The organism is Nocardia sp. NPDC004654, from assembly GCF_040609595.1.
Classification (GTDB): domain Bacteria; phylum Actinomycetota; class Actinomycetes; order Mycobacteriales; family Mycobacteriaceae; genus Nocardia.
Map to the genome: position 1 here is coordinate 146723 of NZ_JBEXKI010000002.1, position 18411 is coordinate 165133.

Here is an 18411-nt window from a genome sequence, read left to right on the forward strand (position 1 = left end):
AACGGATCCGAGATGGCTCGAACTCCCGCGAACCATCGCCGCCGAGTCTGCCCGTAGTGCCGCCGTCTCGCAAAACGGGGATTGCATTGGCCGGGAGCGAGATGCGTACATTCCCCAGGCCAGGGCGGATCGTCGTCCGCGCGGGTTCTCCCGGCTGGGTGGAGACAGCCCCCGCGTGTCAGGCGGCGGGGAACAGCGCGGTCGCCCGGCGCAGGACCTCTTCCACCACGGCCCCGTCGCGGCCGTACACGTTCACGACCGGGAGCTTTGGTCCCAGGAAGGACTCGGGTTGGGCCGACGGCACTACCGGTCCCACTATCGCGTTGTACGAATGGAGCTCGGTGGCGTCCGGATCGCCGTATCCGAGATGCCCATTTATGGTGAAGATCGGTTCGCCCTTGACGACCAGCGCTTCCTTGTCATAGGTGTACTGAACCTCGATGTCGTCGCCGCGGTACGAGAAGGAGCACTTCCACTCGCGCTGGTCCGCTACCGCCAGAGGGACGCCGAGTTCGTTCGCGACCGCGCAGGGATCGCGGCCGAGCAGGGCGGTCAGCGGTGTATCCGGCGAGGTGCCGTGCGCGGGTTCCTTGTCGAGCTGGGCGAGGATGGTCGGTATTACGGCTTCGGCGACCGGGCACGGTTCCGTGCCGAGGGGGGTCGTGACGAAGATCATCACGGCCGCGGTCGAGGGGAAGCTCGCGCTCGCGGTGCAATTGCGCTGGACCAGCTGGTCCTGGAGGTCGGGATTGGCGTCGAGATCGCTCAACGTGCCGACCGTGACAGCGCCGATCGTCGTCGTGCGACCGGGTTCCGACTGTTTGATGCCGTTCGGTGCGACCAACAGCGACCAGCTCAGCTCGGTTCCTTTCCCGGCTTCGGTCGACCCCATCCGCGCTTCGCACCAATCGGGCCTGCGGGCATCCACCCAGCGCACGATATCGATCTTCGCCAGTTCACTGCGTGGGATGAGCGCGCACGGGTCGATCGCGCGAATCTTGCGCAGCAGTTCCCAACGCTGTTCGTCGGTCTGCGGGGCGGTGGACCAGTATCCGCTGGAACCGGTGGGTGTGGGTGGCAGGTCGTCTTGACAGGACGTGACACCCAGCAGGACAACAGCGGCTGCGGCGACCATCGCGAATCTGCGTAGCACAGTGACCCCCCTTGTGCGGCGCGCCGAGTGCGCGCGTTCCTGGGCAGCAGTCTGCCCGCTCGTCGGCGCGCGTCGCAAACAGCCGCGGCGTGGCGCCGGTGAGTGGTCGGGTATTCCGTCGGTCGATGCACGTTCGACTGCCGTCGCCGCTGCCCGAGGCGGCCGCTCACGCCGCGGGGAAGTACGAGGCTACTTGGCGCACAACCTCTTCCACTGTGGCGGCGTCCTTGCCCAGGACGGTGACGACCGGAAAGCGAGGTCCCATGAAGGCGGGCTCCGCGGTGAATATTTCCGGGCCGACGAGCGCCGTGGATGCCCGGGCCTCGTCCAGATCCTTGCGATAGACGCGACGCCCGTTCACGATGAGCGGCTCGCCCTCGGCGAAAAGCTTCTCCTGGTCATAGGTGTATTCGACCAGGACGGTGTCGCCACGGTAGGTGAAGATGCACTTCCATACTTGCTGCGCCTCGATGGACGGCGTGGCGCCGAAACCGCGCGCCACCCGGCACGGATCGGTGCCGTGCAGAACGGTCTTCGGGGTATCGGGTGAGGTGCCCTGCCCGGGGGAACGGTTCAGATTGGCCAGCAGCGCGGGCACCACCTCCTCGACGACGGAGCAGGGTTCGGTGCCCAGGGGGGTAGTGACGAAAAGCATGACCGCTACGGTCGAGGGCAAGGTGACCGTAGCGGTGCATTTCCGCTCGACGAGTTCGTCCTTCTTGCTGGGATCGGCATCGACGTCGGCGAGCATGGTGACCTTTGCTGCGCCCACGGTGGTCGCCCGGGCGCCCTCTCCGATGTGGAGTCCGTTGGGTGCGAACAACAGCGACCAGTCGATCTTGGTGCGTCCGGTCGCTTCCATGACGGTGCTGCACCATTCCGGCCTGCGCGCCTCGACCCGCACCACCGACCCGAATCGGCTCAGGTCCGCGCGGGGAATCAACGCACACGGGTCGACCGCGCGAACCCGCCGCAACACCTCCCAGCGCTGTTCGTCGGTCTCGGGCACCGTGGACCAGAACATGTCGCTTTTCGGCGAGGCAGGCATTTCCTCCAGGCATCCCGCCGATATCGCGACGAGGGCGAGGGCAACTACGGCCTGCGCGAACCTGCGCAATACAGCGAACCCCCCTTGTGCGGCGCATCGAGTGCGCGACTTCTGGTACAGCACTCTGCCCCAACTATGCGGTGCGGGCCAAACGGTCGAGGTGGCGGCGGCGGGGTTCCACCTGAGGTGTGTGGAGTCGGTGATTGGGGTGTTTCCCGGCCGTCTCGGCGGGTCGCGGGACCGATTCGGTCCCGGCAAACGGCCGCCGATGGGTGGACCACGGGCCGGACGCGGGCGAGTTCTTCCGGCTAACTGCTGGCGATGGCTAACTGCTGGCGATCGATCCCCGCTGGCCGAGGACCGCTGCGGTCGCGCGCGGACGGGTACCGCACAATGGGTGCCGTGCGCGGTGGTCCCACGGCGAAACGGTTGTCCGTGACGTGCGCCGCAGCGACACAAGGTGTTGTGCTGCATGGAGTTCTGAGCCACTAGGAGTAGTGTTCGGTGGTAGGAACTCTGTGACGGCAGCGTGCTCGGGAAAGGTGTGGAGGCAGGATGAAGCTGATCGATCGGGTAAGCGCCATCAATTGGAATCGGGTGCCCGACGAGAAGGATGCCGAGGTCTGGGACCGGCTGACCGGCAACTTCTGGCTGCCGGAGAAGGTTCCGGTGTCCAACGACATCCCCTCGTGGAACACGCTGACCGCCGACGAGAAGCAGCTGACCATGCGGGTCTTCACCGGCCTGACCCTGCTCGACACCATCCAGGGCACCGTCGGCGCGGTGAGCCTGATCCCGGACGCGCTGACCCCGCACGAGGAGGCGGTGCTCACCAACATCGCGTTCATGGAGTCGGTGCACGCGAAGAGCTACAGCTCCATCTTCTCCACGCTGTGCTCCACCAAGGAGATCGACGAGGCGTTCCGCTGGTCCGAGGAGAACCGGAACCTGCAGCGCAAGGCCGAGATCGTGCTGGCCTACTACAACGGTGAGGACCCGCTCAAGCGCAAGGTGGCCTCCACGCTGCTGGAGAGCTTCCTGTTCTACTCCGGCTTCTACCTGCCGATGCACTGGTCCTCGCGGGCCAAGCTGACCAACACCGCCGACATGATCCGCCTGATCATCCGCGACGAGGCCGTGCACGGGTACTACATCGGCTACAAGTACCAGAAGGGCCTCGAGCTGGTCTCCCAGGCCGAGCGCGACGAGCTGAAGAACTACACCTTCGAGCTGCTCTTCGAGCTCTACGACAACGAGGTCGAATACACCCAGGACCTCTACGACGAGGTCGGCCTCACCGAGGACGTCAAGAAGTTCCTGCGCTACAACGCCAACAAGGCGCTGATGAACCTCGGTTACGAGGGGCTGTTCCCGAAGGACGAGACCGACGTGAATCCGGCCATCCTCTCGGCGCTTTCGCCGAACGCCGACGAGAACCACGACTTCTTCTCCGGCTCCGGATCGTCGTACGTGATCGGCAAGGCGGTCAACACCGAGGACGAGGACTGGGAGTTCTGAGCGTCCACGCGTGAACCGGGGCCCCGCCGATGCGGGGCCCCGTCTTTATGCCGCTCAGGTTTTTCGGGTTTGCCGCTCAGCGGGTTCCGGTCTCACACGGCTGAGCGGGTTTCCCGAGTTCAGCGGCCGGGTGGCGGACCGCCGGGGCGGCCGGACGGCGGGCCGCCGGGTTTACCGAAACCCTCTTCGGGAGAGGAGTTCTCGGATCTCGCGGCGACGCCGATGGTCAGCGCGACCGTGAGGCCGGAGGCGGGTGTTCCGGTGACGGTGGCCAGCTCGGCGTCCCAGCCGTCGCCGAACACGTTGTCCGAGGCGAGCGAGACGTCGGACATGTTGCGGATGCTATGCGCGTAACCGGAGTCCTGCGCGAAGACCGCCTCGCACGCGTCCTGGGGGAGCGCGATCTGCGAGGTGAGGCGGGCGTTGCTGCCCGCGACCGCGGTTTCCAAGGAGTCGTAGACCTCGAAGTGGATGTGCGGCCAGCGGCCCGAATAGCAGGCAGGGAAGATCGAGGTGAACGTCACCGCGCCGGTCTCGTCGGCGACTTGCACGCCGCGCAGGTAGTTCTGGTCGGTCACGCCCGGGCTGTAGAGCGAGTACGCGCCGGATCGGTCGCAATGCCAGACGTAGACGGCCATGCCCGCGCCCGCGGCGCCGTTCTTCGCGAGATCGCGCAGCGAGAGCCGCAGTGTCATCGGCACGCCTTCCGCCACACCGGAATACGAGCCGAAGCTGGTGGTGATGTCGGAGCGGACCACCCCGGATTCGATGAGCACATTGGGCCCGTTGGAGCCGTCACCCGGGTACGGTCCCGCCGTCTCCTGCGGCGCCGCGCTCACCGCGCCCGTGTCGCTCGCCGCCGCGCTCGTGGTCGTGCTCGTAGCGCTCGACGTGCCGGTGGTCGTGGCCGTCGCGCAAGCGGTCGCCGCCGTCGCCGCCCCGGCGATCCCGAGAAAGGTCAGCGCTCGCCGCCGCGACATGACCCGCAGGTCGTGCGCCAGACCGAGATCGTGCTCGTGCACCCCACCATTCCTGTCCACCACATTCCTCCTCCGCTCGTTCCGCGTCGACTGCGAAGGTATGAGGCCCTGCTCGGACCCGACTGGGACATCGCTGGGAGTTCGCTGTGAGGGTGTGGACTTCGCGGTTCCGCGCGCGGTGAGTTCAGGGGAGCGGCTGTGCGATCAGTCGGTGACGTATCCGTTCAGCGTCTTCTGCAGATCGCTGAGCAGTGCGCGGGCGGCGGTGAGTCCGTCGCCGTGCCACACGCTGTCCTCGACGGCGAAGACGCGACGGTCGCTCGCGGCGCCCAGTTCCTTCCATTCGTCGCCGCGCATCACCTTCTCGCCCTGCGCTTTACCGGATTCACCGGCGAGCACGACGTAGATGATGTCGCCTTCGACCTTGGTGTCGAGGTCGCCGGTGGAAACGTCGAAGGACGCGCCGCGCTGGGCGGTGGGGCGCTGGACGCCCGCGTCCGCCAAGACCCTGCCCGCGAAACTGTCACCGCCCTGAATTTGGACGGCGTCGCCGGTGAACCGGACGACCGAGGCTTGACTCTGGTTGGCGGCGATGGCGTTTCCGATGTCGGCGGCTTCGGTGCGGTAGTTCTCCACGGCCGTGTTCGCCGCGCCGCTTCGGTCCAAACCCGCCGCGAAGGCGCTGAATTCGGCCTGCCAGCTGTGCGAGGCTCCGACCAGCACGGTCGGTGCGATGGCTCGCAACGCGTCGAAAGTGGCCGCGCCCGAGGGCTGTTCGCCGATGATGACGTCGGGACGCAGTTCCGCGATCTTGGCCAGGTCGGGTGCGGCGGCGGTGCCGACGCTCGGGATCTTCAGTACGCCGGTGCCGAGGAATTCGGGCTGCGGACGTTCGCCGTCCACGGTCACCGCGCCGACGACACGCTCCCACAGGCCGAGGGCGCAGGTGGCGTCCAGCGCGGAGGTGGTCAGCACGACGATGCGCTGCGGATCGGCGGGCACCTCCGAGACCCCGGCGGCGTGCGTGACGCTGCGGGTGCCCGAGGCCTGATCGGGCGCGCTGGGCAGGGCGCAGGCCTTGGTCGTGTCGCGCTCCAGGCCGACGACGCCCGCGCCCGCGATGTTGGTGGTGGTGCGGATGATCGAACTCGCGTCGTCGGTCTGGTTACCGCAGCCGACCAGCACCGCGGCGCAGACGGCCGCGACGGCGACAGTGCCGTTACGGACGACAGCGCCGTAACGGGCGGCGACAACGCGATTTCGGGTGCGTACGAGTGCGCTCACCGGCATGCCGGAGAGGGTACAGGCGTCCGGCGGCGCGACCGAGGCGCGGGGGCGGCCCGCGCCTCGGCGAGCGAGCTCTCAGGCGACGTCACCGCCGAGATTGAAGATCGCGCCGGTCGGATCGGCGACGGTGGCCATCCGCCCGTACGGGGAGTCCTGCGCGGCCGAGACGACCTTGCCGCCGAGCGCGACGACCTGGGCGACCGCCTTGTCCACGTCGTCGGCGCCGAAGTACACGGTCCATCCCGCGGGCGCGCCGGGCGGCAGGAAGTCCGAGGCGTCCATCACGCCGCCGAGCATCGGACTGGTCGAGTGGATGGTGGTGTAGCGGAACTCCGGTGCGCCGGGCATCTCGAAGGTGTCGGACCAGCCGAACACCTCGCGGTAGAACGCCAGCGAGTTCTCGTAGGAGCGGGTGTGCAGCTCGAACCAGGACGGTGCGCCCGCATGGTCGCGCCACTTGCCGCCCTCGACGATGGCCGCGGTCTCGAATCCGCCGAACGAACCTGCCTGCCAGACGCCGACGCCCGCGCCGCCCGGATCGCCGAGCACCGCCATCGCGCCGAGATCGCCGACGTCCATCGGCTCGACGATCACGGACCCGCCGTGCGCGCTCGCGGCCTCGGCGGCGGCCCTGGCGTCCGGCGCCGACAGATAGACGGTCCACCGATCCGGTCCGGTGTCGCCGTCGTCGTCCGTCCGGCCCATCCCGCCCGCGACGGCCTTGCCGTCCTTGCGGAAGGTCAGGTAGCCGCCGAATTCCGCGTCGGCGCGGTCGACGGTCCAGCCGAACAGGTCGCCGTAGAAGGCGATGCTGCGCTCGGGATCGGCGGTGTAGAGGTCGACCCAGACAGGGTCGCCCGGCTTCGGGGTGGTCATCAGCGGTCTCCTCGCAGGTGACGAAGGGTTGTCATGGATAGAGACGACCGCGGCGTCGCGAACTCATCGGCGTAGGCCGTGGGACATCCCGCGGACGACCCGCGAACAACGAAATACGACGCAGAGTAGGACCCGTGCTGTCGGCCGTGACGGCACCGTTTACGATCTCAGGAGCGCAAGCGAACTGTCCGCTGTCTCGGGAACGGGATGAAGGCGAGCAGCGGAGCTCGCGGAGCGACCTAAAGGCATCTTCAGGAGGATCAGTGACTGCGGTAGAGCCCAGACCAGTCCCTCAGTTGGAAGCGACTCGACCGTATCCGGCTCGGACCGGACCCAAGGGTTCTTTCCTCTACAAGATGGTCACCACCACGGACCCCAAGGTGCTCGGCACCATGTACCTGGTGACGGCGATCAGCTTCTTCATGGTCGGCGGTCTGATGGCGCTGCTGATGCGTGCCGAGCTGGCGCGCCCCGGCCTGCAGTTCCTCTCGCCGGAACAGTTCAACCAGCTGTTCACCATGCACGGCACGATCATGCTGCTGTTCTACGCGACCGCGATCGTGTTCGGCTTCGCCAACATCATCCTGCCGCTGCAGATCGGCGCCCCTGACGTCGCCTTCCCGCGTCTGAACGCGTTCAGCTACTGGCTGTACCTGTTCGGCGGCTCGATGGCGACCGCGGGCTTCGTCACCCCGGGCGGCGCCGCCGACTTCGGCTGGACCGCGTACGTCCCGCTGACCGACATCCTGCACTCGCCCGGCGTCGGCACCGACCTGTGGATCCTCGGCCTCGCCGTCTCCGGCCTCGGCACCATCCTCGGTGGCGTGAACATGCTGACCACCGTGGTCTGCCTGCGCGCCCCCGGCATGACCATGTTCCGGATGCCGATCTTCACCTGGAACATCGCCGTCACCAGCGTCCTGGTGCTGCTCGCCTTCCCGCTGCTCACCGCGGCGCTGTTCGGCCTGGCCTACGACCGCCACCTGGGTGGCCACATCTACGACCCGGCCACCGGCGGCATCCTGCTCTACCAGCACCTGTTCTGGTTCTTCGGCCATCCCGAGGTGTACATCATCGCGCTGCCGTTCTTCGGCATCGTCTCGGAGATCTTCCCGGTCTTCAGCCGCAAGCCGATCTTCGGTTACACCACGCTGGTCTACGCGACGCTCGGCATCGCCGCGCTGTCCATCGCGGTGTGGGCGCACCACATGTACGCGACCGGCGCCGTGCTGCTGCCGTACTTCTCCTTCATGACCTTCCTCATCGCGGTGCCCACCGGCGTGAAGTTCTTCAACTGGATCGGCACCATGTGGCGCGGTCAGCTGACCTTCGAATCGCCGATGCTGTGGTCGCTCGGCTTCCTCGTGACCTTCCTCTTCGGTGGTCTCTCGGGTGTCATCCTGGCCTCGCCGCCCATGGACTTCCACGTGTCCGACACCTACTTCGTGGTCGCGCACTTCCACTACGTGCTCTTCGGCACCATCGTGTTCGCCACCTTCGCGGGTATCTACTTCTGGTTCCCGAAGATGACCGGCCGCATGGTGGACGAGCGCCTGGCCAAGTGGCACTTCTGGGCGACCTTCGTCGGCTTCCACACCACCTTCCTCGTGCAGCACTGGCTCGGTAACGAGGGCATGCCGCGTCGTTACGCCGACTACCTGCCGACGGACGGTTTCACCACGCTGAACACCATCTCGACCATCGGCGCGTTCGTCCTCGGCGCCTCGATGCTGCCGTTCATCTGGAACATCTTCAAGAGCTACCGCTACGGCGAGGTCGTGACGGTGGACGACCCGTGGGGCTACGGCAACTCGCTGGAGTGGGCCACCACCTGCCCGCCGCCGCGGCACAACTTCTACGAGCTGCCGCGCATCCGTTCCGAGCGTCCCGCGTTCGAGCTGCACTACCCGCACATGGTCGAGCGCATGCGCGCCGAGGCGCACGTGGGCTGGGGCTCGGGCAAGCACGCCACCGCCGTCCACGAGGGCGAGCTGGCGAAGCACTAGTTCGCAACACAACGCGCATGCACCCGCTGGTTCCAGCGGGTGCATGTGTGTTTACCCGGTGTAGTGCGTCGACGGCTCCCGGCTGACGGGCCGTTGCGCACGCTGCGGCTGCCGCGGGGCGTCGGCGTCCAATACGGTAGAGCTCAGCGGCAATCGAACACAGACTTGGAGCACACAGACTTGGCCGACACCACCGTTCTCGTCACCGTCACCGGACCCGACCGCCCCGGTGTGACGTCCGTGCTGCTCGCGGCGATGTCGCGGCACCAGGTGAGCCTGCTGGATGTGGAGCAGGTCGTCATCCGCGGCCGACTCACCCTCGGTGTGCTGGTTACCTGTCCGAACGACCCGGAAGAGCTCCAGGAAGAGCTCGAAGAAGCGATGAACACCGTCGGCATGAGTGTCGACGTGGAGGTGGGCGCCGCCATCGGGCGTGCGCCGATGTCCACGCACGCGGTGGTCATCCTCGGCGCGCCGGTCACCGCGCGGGCGTTCAGCGCGGTGTCGCGGGAACTGGCCGTGCTCGGCGCGAACATCGACACCATCCGCGGCATCGCCGACTACCCCGTCACCGGGATGGAGCTGCTGGTCACCGCGACGGATACCGGCGCGGACACCGACTCCAGGCTGCGCACGGCGCTGGCCGAGGTCGCGGTCGCCGAGGAGGTCGACGTCGCGGTGGAGCGGGCCGGGCTGGCGCGTCGGGCCAAGCGGCTCATCGTGTTCGACGTCGACTCGACCCTGATCCAGGGCGAGGTCATCGAGATGCTCGCCGCGCACGCCGGTGTCGAGGAGCAGGTCCGCCAGGTCACCGAGGCCGCCATGCGCGGCGAGATCGACTTCGCCGAATCGCTGCGCCAGCGCGTCGCGACCCTGGAGGGGCTCGACGAATCGGTCATCGAGGAGGTCGCCGACCGGATCGAGCTGACCCCCGGCGCGCGCACCACCATCCGCACCCTGCGCCGCATCGGCTTCCGCTGCGGTGTGGTGTCCGGCGGTTTCCGCCAGGTCATCGAACCGCTCGCGCACGAACTCGAACTCGACTTCGTGCAGGCGAACACGCTGGAGATCAAGAACGGCAAGCTGACCGGCCGGGTCGTCGGCGACATCGTCGACCGCGCCGCCAAGGCGACCGCGCTGCGCAAGTTCGCCGCCGAGGCCGGGGTGCCCATGGAGCAGACCGTCGCGGTCGGTGACGGCGCCAACGACATCGACATGCTCAACGCCGCCGGGCTCGGTGTCGCGTTCAACGCCAAGCCCGCGCTGCGCGAGGTCGCCGATACGGCGCTGTCGCACCCGTATCTGGACGCGGTGCTGTTCATCCTCGGCGTCACCCGGCACGAGGTGGAGGCCGCCGACGCGCGCGACGGGTTGATGCGCCGGGTGCCGCTGGTTCGGTGAGCGGGCCTGCGCCTTCGCTCCGGTCGGGTGCGGCCGGCAGGCACGTACGCTGATTGCGGACGGTGATCATTCGGCGATCGGAGAATGCGGTGCGGAAGTCCCTGGTTGTGCTGCTGTTCGGCGTCGTGCTCGCCGGGTGCGGCACCGATGATCACGAAGGGCACACGCCCGCGACGTCCACCGCGTCCGCGACCACCCAGCGTTCGGGAGATGCCATGGACGTGACCGAGGCCGACAGCGGGCAGAATCGCGAGCTGCGCACCGGGCAGCGGTTGGTCGTGACATTGCCCGCCAACCCGTCGACCGGGTACGGCTGGCGGCTCGCCGCGCTGGACCAGAACGTGCTGCGTCCCGAAGGCGAGCCGGATTACCGGCCGGATGCGGACCGGCCGATCGCGCCGGGTTCCGGCGGCACCGCGGTGTGGACGTTCGTCGGGAATGCCGCGGGTGTCACCGAGCTTGCACTGGAGTACGCGCGCCCGTGGGAGCACGGTGTCGAGCCCGCGCAGAAGTTCACGTTGAGGGTCGAGGTGGAGTGAATGAGCAGTCCGGAGAGCGGCATCGTGGACGAATTGTCCACGGGGGAAGAGGGATTCCGCATCCGGCACGCGGAACTCGCGCTCGGCTACGGCGGCGCGGGCGATCCTGACGACCCCGATCAGGTGCAGGCGATGCAGATGGTGCTGCACCTGCCCAAAGCCGATCCGCCCGCGCGCAGCGCGTTGCTCGCCGCCGCCGCGGCCTCGGCGGTCGCGCTGTGCCTGGACGAACGGGTCGGACCGGACGGCCCTTGGGCGCAGCGGTATCTCGCGTGGAAGCGCTCCCGCATCCGCAAGGTGGCGCGTCGTGCCCGCGGTGCGCAGTGGCTGGCGGCGAACGAGGTCGACGGCGTCACCGTGGAGATCGGCGGCGCGCAGGCGCGGGCCTTCGTGCCGAGCGCGGTCGGCGAGGTGGACCCGCGGATCAAGAAGCTCCAGATCGGCGGCACCGACCTCGATCACGACGACCCGGGGATCGCGGACCCGAATCTTCCTGTGCTGTGGGTGAACTCGGCGCTCCGCATGACGCTCGGCAAGAGCGCGGCGCAGGTCGGCCACGCCAGTATGCTGCTGGCGGCCGCGCTGCGTCCCGAGGACGCCTACCGGTGGTCTCGGCGCGAATACCATTGCGCGGTGCGCGAAGCCGACCCCGCGCGATGGCAGGCGCTGAGCGACCTGGTGCGGGCGGGCGGCGCGGTGGCCGTGCGAGACGCGGGCTTCACCGAGATCGCTCCGGGTTCGCTGACGGTGATCGCGGTGCCGCCCGAGGCCTGGTGATCCGCTCGCCGGACCGGCCGCTGCCGCCGCACTCAGGTGTGGGCGGTGGGTATTTGGGTATCAGTGACGGAACAGGACCGCGCCCCCGCTGTCTCCGGAGGTTGTCATGACGACGCTGCTGTGGATTCTCGCCGGATGGGTGCTGCTTTCGTTGCCGCTGGCCCTCATCGTCGCCAGGATGTTCCGGCCGATCGGTGGGCCGCCGTCGGATCGACCGCGCCCCGCCCGAGCCAGGCGGCGCGCCTTGGTGGCTCGCGTGGCCGACCGGATGCCCGGTTCCGTGCGAGCGTTGTGGGTCGGTCGGACAAACCCGGCGCATGTGGGCCAAGATGGAGCGCGTGCCGCAACCGGATCCCGATCTGCTCATTGATTTCACCGACGTGACCGTCCGACGCTCGGGGCACACCCTCGTCGGTCCGGTCACCTGGCAGGTCGAGCTCGACGAACGCTGGGTCGTGCTCGGCCCGAACGGCGCGGGCAAGACCTCCCTGCTGCGCATGGCCGCCGCCGAAATGCACCCGACCTCGGGCATCGCCCACCTGCTCGGTGAGGTGATCGGCAAGGTCGACGTCAACGAGCTGCGGCCGCGCATCGGCCTCTCCTCGGCGGCGCTGGCCAATCGCGTGCCGCTGGACGAGAAGGTCAGCGACCTCGTGGTGTCCGCGGGGTACGCCGTGCTCGGCCGCTGGCGCGAACGCTACGACGACGTCGACACCGACCGCGCCATCGACATGCTGGAAAGCCTGGGCGCCGAACACCTTTTCGACCGCACCTACGGCACCCTGTCCGAAGGCGAGCGCAAGCGGGTGCTCATCGCCCGCGCCCTGATGCCCGACCCGGAACTGCTGCTGCTCGACGAACCGGCGGCCGGTCTCGACCTGGGCGGTCGCGAGGAACTGGTCGAGCGCCTCGGCGATCTCGCCGCGGACCCCGAGGCGCCCGCCATGGTGCTGGTCACCCACCACGTGGAGGAGATCCCGCCCGGTTTCACCCACGGCCTGCTGCTCAACGAGGGCGAAGTGGTCGCGCAGGGCCTGCTCACCGACGTGCTCACCTCGGAGAACCTCAGCGACGCCTTCCGCCAATCCATCGCCCTCGACCGCGTCGACGGCCGCTACTTCGCCCGCCGCGCCCGCCGCGCGGGAAAACACCGCTCCCGCTAGGCAGCACACGAGCGCAGCTGGCCTCGCGACGGGCCGGTGGACAGCGCACGTTCGGCCTGCGTGTGCCCGGTCGCAGACCGCGCGCCGACTGGGGTCTGGAAAGCCAAGCGCGCCTCGAGCCCCTCAGCCTGCGCTGCGGTCATGCGGCGCGGCGGGAGCGCACGTCGGCGTAGCGTGGTCGCTGGTCCTGCGGCGGTAGACGCGAACCAAGCGCGCGTTAGGGTGCAGGTGTGAGTGAGACAACGACGTCGGCTGACGCGCAGCCGCAGGAACCCCCGGCCCCGAAGGACGCGTCCACGGTGATGCTGGTGCGCGACGGGGCGAACGGTCCCGAGGTGTTCCTGCAGCGACGAGTCGGGGCGATGGCTTTCGCCGCGGGCATGACGGTGTTCCCGGGCGGGGGCGTCGATCCCGCCGACAGCACCATCGAGATCGACTGGGCGGGTCCGGATCCGGCCTGGTGGGCCGAGCGGTTCGCGAGCACCGAGCCCCGCGCGAAGGCGCTGGTGTGCGCGGCGGTCCGGGAGACCTTCGAGGAATGCGGCGTGTTGCTCGCGGGCCCGACGGCCGACACCGTCGTCGAGGACACCGCCCCGTACCGCGAGGCCCGCGGCAAGCTCGAGCGCCGCGAACTCTCCCTCGCCACCTTCCTCGCCGAGGAGAAGCTGGTGCTGCGCGCGGATCTGCTGCGCCCGTGGGCGAATTGGATCACCCCGGTCATCGAGCCGCGCCGCTACGACACCCACTTCTTCGTCGCCGTCCTGCCGCAGGGCCAGCTGGCCGACGGCGCGACCTCCGAGGCCGCCGAGGTCCAGTGGAGCACCCCGGCCGAGGCGCTGGACCGCTGGCGCGCGGGCACCGACATCCTGCTCCCGCCGACCTGGTCCCAGCTGGACGCCCTCGGCCGGTTCGGTTCCACGGCGGAGATCTTCGCGGCCGAGCCGGTCATCGACGCGATCATGCCGGAGTTCACCGACACCAACGGCACCAAGATGCTGAGCTTCCCCGGCAACGACCGCTACTTCGCGGACCTTCCCGAAGCGGGCAAGCTCAAAGGTTCCGCCCGTCGGTAGCCGAGCGAGGCCCGCGGAGATGCGGGGTGCGGCAGGGGTGGAAGGTAGCGTGCGTGCCATGGCCGAATTCGTGACCTTGGAGCTGCCGGAAGGGGATGGCGCGCGGGGCGTCGCCGTCCTGCGGATCGCTCGTCCGCCGATGAACCTGCTCAACGTTCAGGTGGTGCGGGAGGTGGCCGAGGCCGCGGCGGCGGTGGCGGCGCATCCGCGGGTCGCGGCCCTCGTGGTGTACGGGGACGAGCGGGTGTTCTCCGCGGGTGACGACGTGGCCGAGCTGGCCGCCCTGGACGCCGATCAGGCCGAGGCGATGGCCGCCGACGTGCAGTCCGCGCTGGGGTGCCTGGCCAAGGTTCCGCAGCCGACCGTCGCCGCGATCAGTGGGTATTGCCTCGGCGCCGGGCTGGAGCTCGCCCTCGGCGCCGATCGTCGCGTCATCGGCGACAACGTCAAGCTCGGCCTGCCGCAGATCCACGCGGGACTCATCCCGCTCGCGGGTATCCGGCGGCTCTCGCTGCTGATCGGTCCTGGCCCGGCCAAGGACCTCGTCTACACCGGGCGTTTCGTGGAGCCGGACGAGGCGCGCGCGCTCGGCTTGGTCGACGAAGTCGTCGCGCCCGACGACGTCTTCGCCGCCGCGCTGCGCTGGGCCGAACGCTTCACCGACGGCCCCGCCCGCGCGCTGGCCGCGGCCAAGGCGGTATTCGAGGCCGGTCCGCACGGTTTGGACCGCGCCCGCAGCGAGTGGGCGGGTCTGTTCGCCACCGAGGACCGCCGGATCGGCACGGAGTCCTACGTCGCCGACGGGCCGGGTTCCGCGGCCTTCGTCGGTCGCTGAAGGCAGCCGCCCGCACACATACCGATCGGTCCGAAAGGGGTATGCCAGGGGATTGCCCTGATGGGAACAGGTTCTCCTTCGACCCTCGGTCCAGCACTCCGCAAGAAGCCCGGGCCGATAGCGGGCTTCATCTGGGGATTTATGTAGGCTAGGCGACCATGACGGTACGTCCCGACGACCCCGCGCCGAACCCGCATGCCACCGAGGCCGAGGTCGAAGCAGCGCTCAAGGATACGAAGCTCGCCCAGGTGCTCTACCACGACTGGGAAGCGGAGACCTACGACGACAAATGGTCCATCTCCTATGACGAGCGCTGCATCGAATACGCCCGCGGCCGCTTCGACGCCGCGGTGGGCCCCGCGCCGCTGCCCTACGGGAAGGCGCTCGAGCTCGGCTGCGGCACCGGGTTCTTCCTGCTGAACCTGATGCAGGGCGGCGTCGCCGAGTCCGGCTCGGTCACCGACCTCTCGCCCGGCATGGTGAAGGTGGCGCTGCGCAACGCGGAGAACCTGGGTCTGGACGTGGACGGCCGAGTCGCCGACGCCGAGACCATCCCCTACGACGACGACACCTTCGACCTGGTCGTCGGTCACGCTGTGCTGCACCACATCCCGGATGTGGAGCTGGCGCTGAAGGAGTGCCTCCGGGTGCTCAAGCCCGGCGGTCGCTTCGTCTTCGCCGGTGAGCCGACCACCGTGGGCAACTTCTACGCCCGCTGGCTCGGCCGCATCACCTGGAAGGCCACCACCTCGGTCACCAAGCTGCCCGCGCTGGCGGGCTGGCGGCGTCCGCAGGAGGAGCTCGACGAGTCCTCGCGCGCCGCGGCGCTGGAGGCGGTCGTCGACCTGCACACCTTCGATCCCCGCGACCTCGAGTCGATGGCGCGGTCCGCGGGCGCGGTCGAGGTCAAGGCGAGCACCGAGGAATTCGCCGCCGCGCTGTGGGGCTGGCCGGTGCGCACCTTCGAGGCGGCTGTGCCCGCCGAGAAGCTCGGCATGGGCTACCGGATGGCGATGTACCGCGCCTGGCTCGGACTGAGCTGGGTGGACGAGAACATCATGCGCCGCGTGGTGCCGCGCCAGTTCTTCTACAACGCCATGATCACCGGCGTGAAGCCGGGCGCGTCCGCCAAGTAGTGGGCTACCGCTTCGGTCGCGCGGACATCGCCTTCCTCGCCTCCGCGACAGGGCGTGCCGCGCTGGCCGAGGCGGACCGGCTGGAACTGTCTCCCGCGACGCACCTGCGCGATCTGGAGCGGGTGCGTCGCGACCACGGGGAGCGCGCCGCCGCCCTCGTGGAGACCGTGCGGCTGCGCCGGAAGGCCGCCACCAAACTGCACGGCGCGGGGGAGTGGCTCTTCACCGACGACGCGCTACAGCAGGCGACGCCGACCACGGTCGCCCGGCACCGGGCGGCCCGGCTGGCGGGGCGGGCCGTGCACGACGTCACCTGCTCCATCGGCGCCGAACTCGTCGAGCTGGCCGAGGTGTGCCCCGCCGTCGTCGGCAGCGACTTGGACGAGGTGCGGCTGGCGATCGCCGCGCACAACCTCGGCGCCCGCTGGTGGCCGCTCTCCGGTACCGGAAATGTGTTGCTGGTCAAGGCCGATGCCGTCGTGCCGAGCAGTACCGGCACGGTGGTCATCGCCGATCCGGCACGCCGCTCGGACGGTCGTCGTACCCACGACCCGGCCAAGCTGCAACCTCCGCTGCCCGATCTGCTCGACGCCTACGCAGGTCGCGACATCGCCGTGAAGTGCGCGCCCGGACTGGATTTCGACCGGCTCGACTGGTCCGGCGAGATCGAGGTGGTCTCGCTGGACGGCGCGGTGCGCGAGGCGTGCCTGTGGTCGGTGGGCCTGGCCGAATCCGGCGTCACCCGCCGCGCCACGGTGCTGAGTTCACGCGGCGTGCCGGAGGTCGTCACCGACGCCGAGCCGGACGAACTACCCGACCGCCCGCCAGGCGAGTGGATCATCGACCCCGACGGCGCGATCGTCCGCGCCGGGCTGGTGCGGCACTACGCCGCGAGACACGGTCTGTGGCAGCTGGATCCACACATCGCCTACCTCACGGGCGAGACTGTCCCCGCGGGTGTCCGCGGCTTCCGTATCGAGGACCGGCTCGAACTGCGTGAGAAGACACTGCGCCGAGAGCTGGCCCGCCGCGATTGCGGGGCGCTGGAGATTCTGGTGCGCGGCGTGGGCGTCGACCCGGACGCGCTGCGTAAACGTCTCAAGCTCGAGGGCAGCGTGCCCTATACCTTGGTGATCACCCGAATCGGCCGCGCCGCCACGGTGTTCCTGTGTACGGCGCATGCCGCAACCTGACAAGCGGGATTCCGTCGTCCTACGACTCCAGCTTCTTCACGATCCGCTGCACCGTCAGCCAGGTGCGGGTGGTGATGTCCTTGCCGTAGGTCTTGTCCAGCCAGGCCATGAAGTCCGGGGTCTTCGGCGTGCTGTTGTCGATGACCGTGAGGAACGCGCGCGCCTCGGCGTCGTAGCCGATGATTCGGGTCAGCGCGTCGCCGGTGTCGGGGTGCTCGACGCTCGGGCTCTGGTCCTTGAAGAAGGTCACCGTGAGGTAGGAGCCCCGCTCGTGGGTGAGGCCCTCGAACGGGTCGCGATCGAGCAGCTCGCGCAGTTCCTCGTAGCTGCGCACGATGGTCCCGCCCGGAATCCCCAGTTCCCGGTTCAAGGCTTCTTGGATCCGGTCCTCCAGCGCCGCCGCGTCGGTGTCGGCGCAGCGGAACACCACGTTGCCGCTGGACAGGATCGTCGCGACCTTCTCGAAGCCGAGTCCTTCGAACACCGCGCGCAACTTCTCGTTGCGCATGTTCGGGTTGGCCGGCATGATCCCGCGCAGCAGCGCCGCGTACCTGTTCATGCCGACGACCGTACTCGAGCGGACCGACGACTTCCGTCGAACTACACCTGCTGGGTGGCGCCGTTCTTCTTGCGTTCGATGTCCTCCAGCGCGGCGATGTACTTCGCCCGCTCCTCGGCGCCCGCCTCCCAGGTGGCCTTGCGGTTCTTGACCACCTTGGCCGGTGCGCCGACGGCGATGCTGTAGTCCGGGATCTCGCCCTTGACCACCGCGTGCGCGCCGAGCACGCAGCCGCGGCCGACCCGGGTCTCGCGCAGCACGGTCACCTTGGCGGCGATCCAGGTGTCGGGGCCGATGCGGACGGGGCTCTTCACGATGCCCTGGTCCTTGATGGGCAGCGTGATGTCGTCCATCTTGTGGTCGAAGTCGCAGATGTAGCACCAGTCGGCGACCAGGGTCGATTCGCCGATCTCGATGTCGAGGTAGGTGTTGACGACGTTGTCCTTGCCGAACACCACCTTGTCGCCGATGCGCAGCGAGCCCTCGTGGCAGCGGATGGCGTTGCCGTCGCCGATGTGCACCCAGCGACCGATCTCCATCCGGCTCAGCTCGGGGGTCGCGTGGATCTCGACCCGGCGGCCGAGGAACACCATGCCGCGCAGCACGATGTGCGGGTTCGTCAGCTTGAACTTGAACAGCCGGTAGTAGCGGACCAGATACCAGGGCGTGTAGGCGCGGTTGGCGAGCACCCAGCGCAGCGACGCCATGGTCAGAAATCGCGCTTGCTGCGGATCCCGGCGGCGCGAACCCCGCCACCGCGAGCGCAACGGTGCGCCCCACATGCTCGTCACGAACCGTTCTCCCGTCGTGTTCCCCGGGGCCGGCGACCCGAGGGGTGTCTTTGGCTACACAGCGTACTTTCGCGCC

At 68.8% G+C, this 18411-nt stretch carries 17 protein-coding genes; 10 read left to right on the top strand and 7 right to left on the bottom strand.

From position 1 onward, the window contains the following. Positions 1-178: 178 nt before the first annotated feature. Positions 179-1135, bottom strand: coding sequence for a hypothetical protein (locus tag ABZV58_RS06400; protein ID WP_354999157.1), 957 nt, complete (start codon positions 1133-1135; stop codon positions 179-181). 184 nt (positions 1136-1319) lie between these two features. After that, positions 1320-2201 (bottom strand): hypothetical protein, encoded by an 882-nt coding sequence (locus tag ABZV58_RS06405; RefSeq protein ID WP_354999158.1) that lies wholly within the window; start codon positions 2199-2201, stop codon positions 1320-1322. Between the two features lie 555 nt (positions 2202-2756). On the opposite strand from ABZV58_RS06405, the gene nrdF reads away from it, so the two are divergent. Further along, positions 2757-3719, top strand: coding sequence for a class 1b ribonucleoside-diphosphate reductase subunit beta (gene nrdF, locus ABZV58_RS06410; protein ID WP_067781560.1), 963 nt, complete (start codon positions 2757-2759; stop codon positions 3717-3719). Positions 3720-3838: 119 nt separating this feature from the next. On the opposite strand, the gene ABZV58_RS06415 is transcribed toward nrdF, so the two are convergent. The 3 genes from ABZV58_RS06415 to ABZV58_RS06425 form a co-directional block, all read right to left on the bottom strand. After that, positions 3839-4699 carry a dioxygenase gene (locus tag ABZV58_RS06415; RefSeq protein ID WP_354999825.1) on the bottom strand — a complete coding sequence of 287 codons (861 nt, stop codon included), beginning with the start codon at positions 4697-4699 and terminating at the stop codon, positions 3839-3841. Positions 4700-4903: 204 nt separating this feature from the next. Beyond that, the gene (locus ABZV58_RS06420) at positions 4904-5989 is read right to left on the bottom strand and encodes an ABC transporter substrate-binding protein (protein WP_354999159.1); all 1086 of its coding nucleotides are present in this window, start codon (positions 5987-5989) and stop codon (positions 4904-4906) included. Between the two features lie 72 nt (positions 5990-6061). Further along, entirely contained in the window at positions 6062-6862 is an 801-nt protein-coding gene (locus ABZV58_RS06425; protein ID WP_354999160.1) for a VOC family protein, read from the bottom strand. Between the two features lie 263 nt (positions 6863-7125). On the opposite strand from ABZV58_RS06425, the gene ctaD reads away from it, so the two are divergent. The 9 genes from ctaD (at position 7126) to ABZV58_RS06470 (ending at position 16985) form a co-directional block, all read left to right on the top strand. Beyond that, positions 7126-8868, top strand: a complete 1743-nt coding sequence (ctaD, locus tag ABZV58_RS06430; protein ID WP_354999161.1) for a cytochrome c oxidase subunit I — start codon at positions 7126-7128, stop codon at positions 8866-8868. A 180-nt stretch (positions 8869-9048) separates the two neighbouring features. After that, complete coding sequence (gene serB / locus ABZV58_RS06435) at positions 9049-10269, top strand: phosphoserine phosphatase SerB (protein WP_354999826.1); 1221 nt, start codon at positions 9049-9051, stop codon at positions 10267-10269. An 89-nt stretch (positions 10270-10358) separates the two neighbouring features. Further along, complete coding sequence (locus ABZV58_RS06440) at positions 10359-10808, top strand: protease inhibitor I42 family protein (RefSeq protein WP_354999162.1); 450 nt, start codon at positions 10359-10361, stop codon at positions 10806-10808. Then, on the top strand, positions 10809-11585 hold the full coding sequence (locus ABZV58_RS06445; protein WP_354999163.1) for an aminoacyl-tRNA hydrolase: 777 nt from the start codon (positions 10809-10811) through the stop codon (positions 11583-11585). A 329-nt stretch (positions 11586-11914) separates the two neighbouring features. After that, positions 11915-12748: an ABC transporter ATP-binding protein gene (locus tag ABZV58_RS06450; protein ID WP_354999827.1), complete on the top strand. Its 834-nt coding sequence runs from the start codon at positions 11915-11917 to the stop codon at positions 12746-12748. Between the two features lie 302 nt (positions 12749-13050). After that, entirely contained in the window at positions 13051-13821 is a 771-nt protein-coding gene (locus ABZV58_RS06455) for an NUDIX hydrolase (RefSeq protein ID WP_354999828.1), read from the top strand. A 58-nt stretch (positions 13822-13879) separates the two neighbouring features. Next, the gene (locus ABZV58_RS06460) at positions 13880-14656 is read left to right on the top strand and encodes an enoyl-CoA hydratase-related protein (RefSeq protein WP_354999164.1); all 777 of its coding nucleotides are present in this window, start codon (positions 13880-13882) and stop codon (positions 14654-14656) included. Between the two features lie 158 nt (positions 14657-14814). Then, positions 14815-15792 (top strand): class I SAM-dependent methyltransferase, encoded by a 978-nt coding sequence (locus tag ABZV58_RS06465; protein ID WP_354999165.1) that lies wholly within the window; start codon positions 14815-14817, stop codon positions 15790-15792. Beyond that, positions 15792-16985 carry a class I SAM-dependent methyltransferase gene (locus tag ABZV58_RS06470; RefSeq protein WP_354999166.1) on the top strand — a complete coding sequence of 398 codons (1194 nt, stop codon included), beginning with the start codon at positions 15792-15794 and terminating at the stop codon, positions 16983-16985. Before ABZV58_RS06465 ends, ABZV58_RS06470 begins: the two co-directional genes overlap by 1 nt. A 19-nt stretch (positions 16986-17004) precedes the next feature. On the opposite strand, the gene ABZV58_RS06475 is transcribed toward ABZV58_RS06470, so the two are convergent. Further along, positions 17005-17544, bottom strand: a complete 540-nt coding sequence (locus ABZV58_RS06475; protein ID WP_354999167.1) for a DUF1697 domain-containing protein — start codon at positions 17542-17544, stop codon at positions 17005-17007. A 41-nt stretch (positions 17545-17585) separates the two neighbouring features. After that, complete coding sequence (locus ABZV58_RS06480) at positions 17586-18335, bottom strand: acyltransferase (protein WP_354999168.1); 750 nt, start codon at positions 18333-18335, stop codon at positions 17586-17588. Positions 18336-18411: the final 76 nt, after the last annotated feature.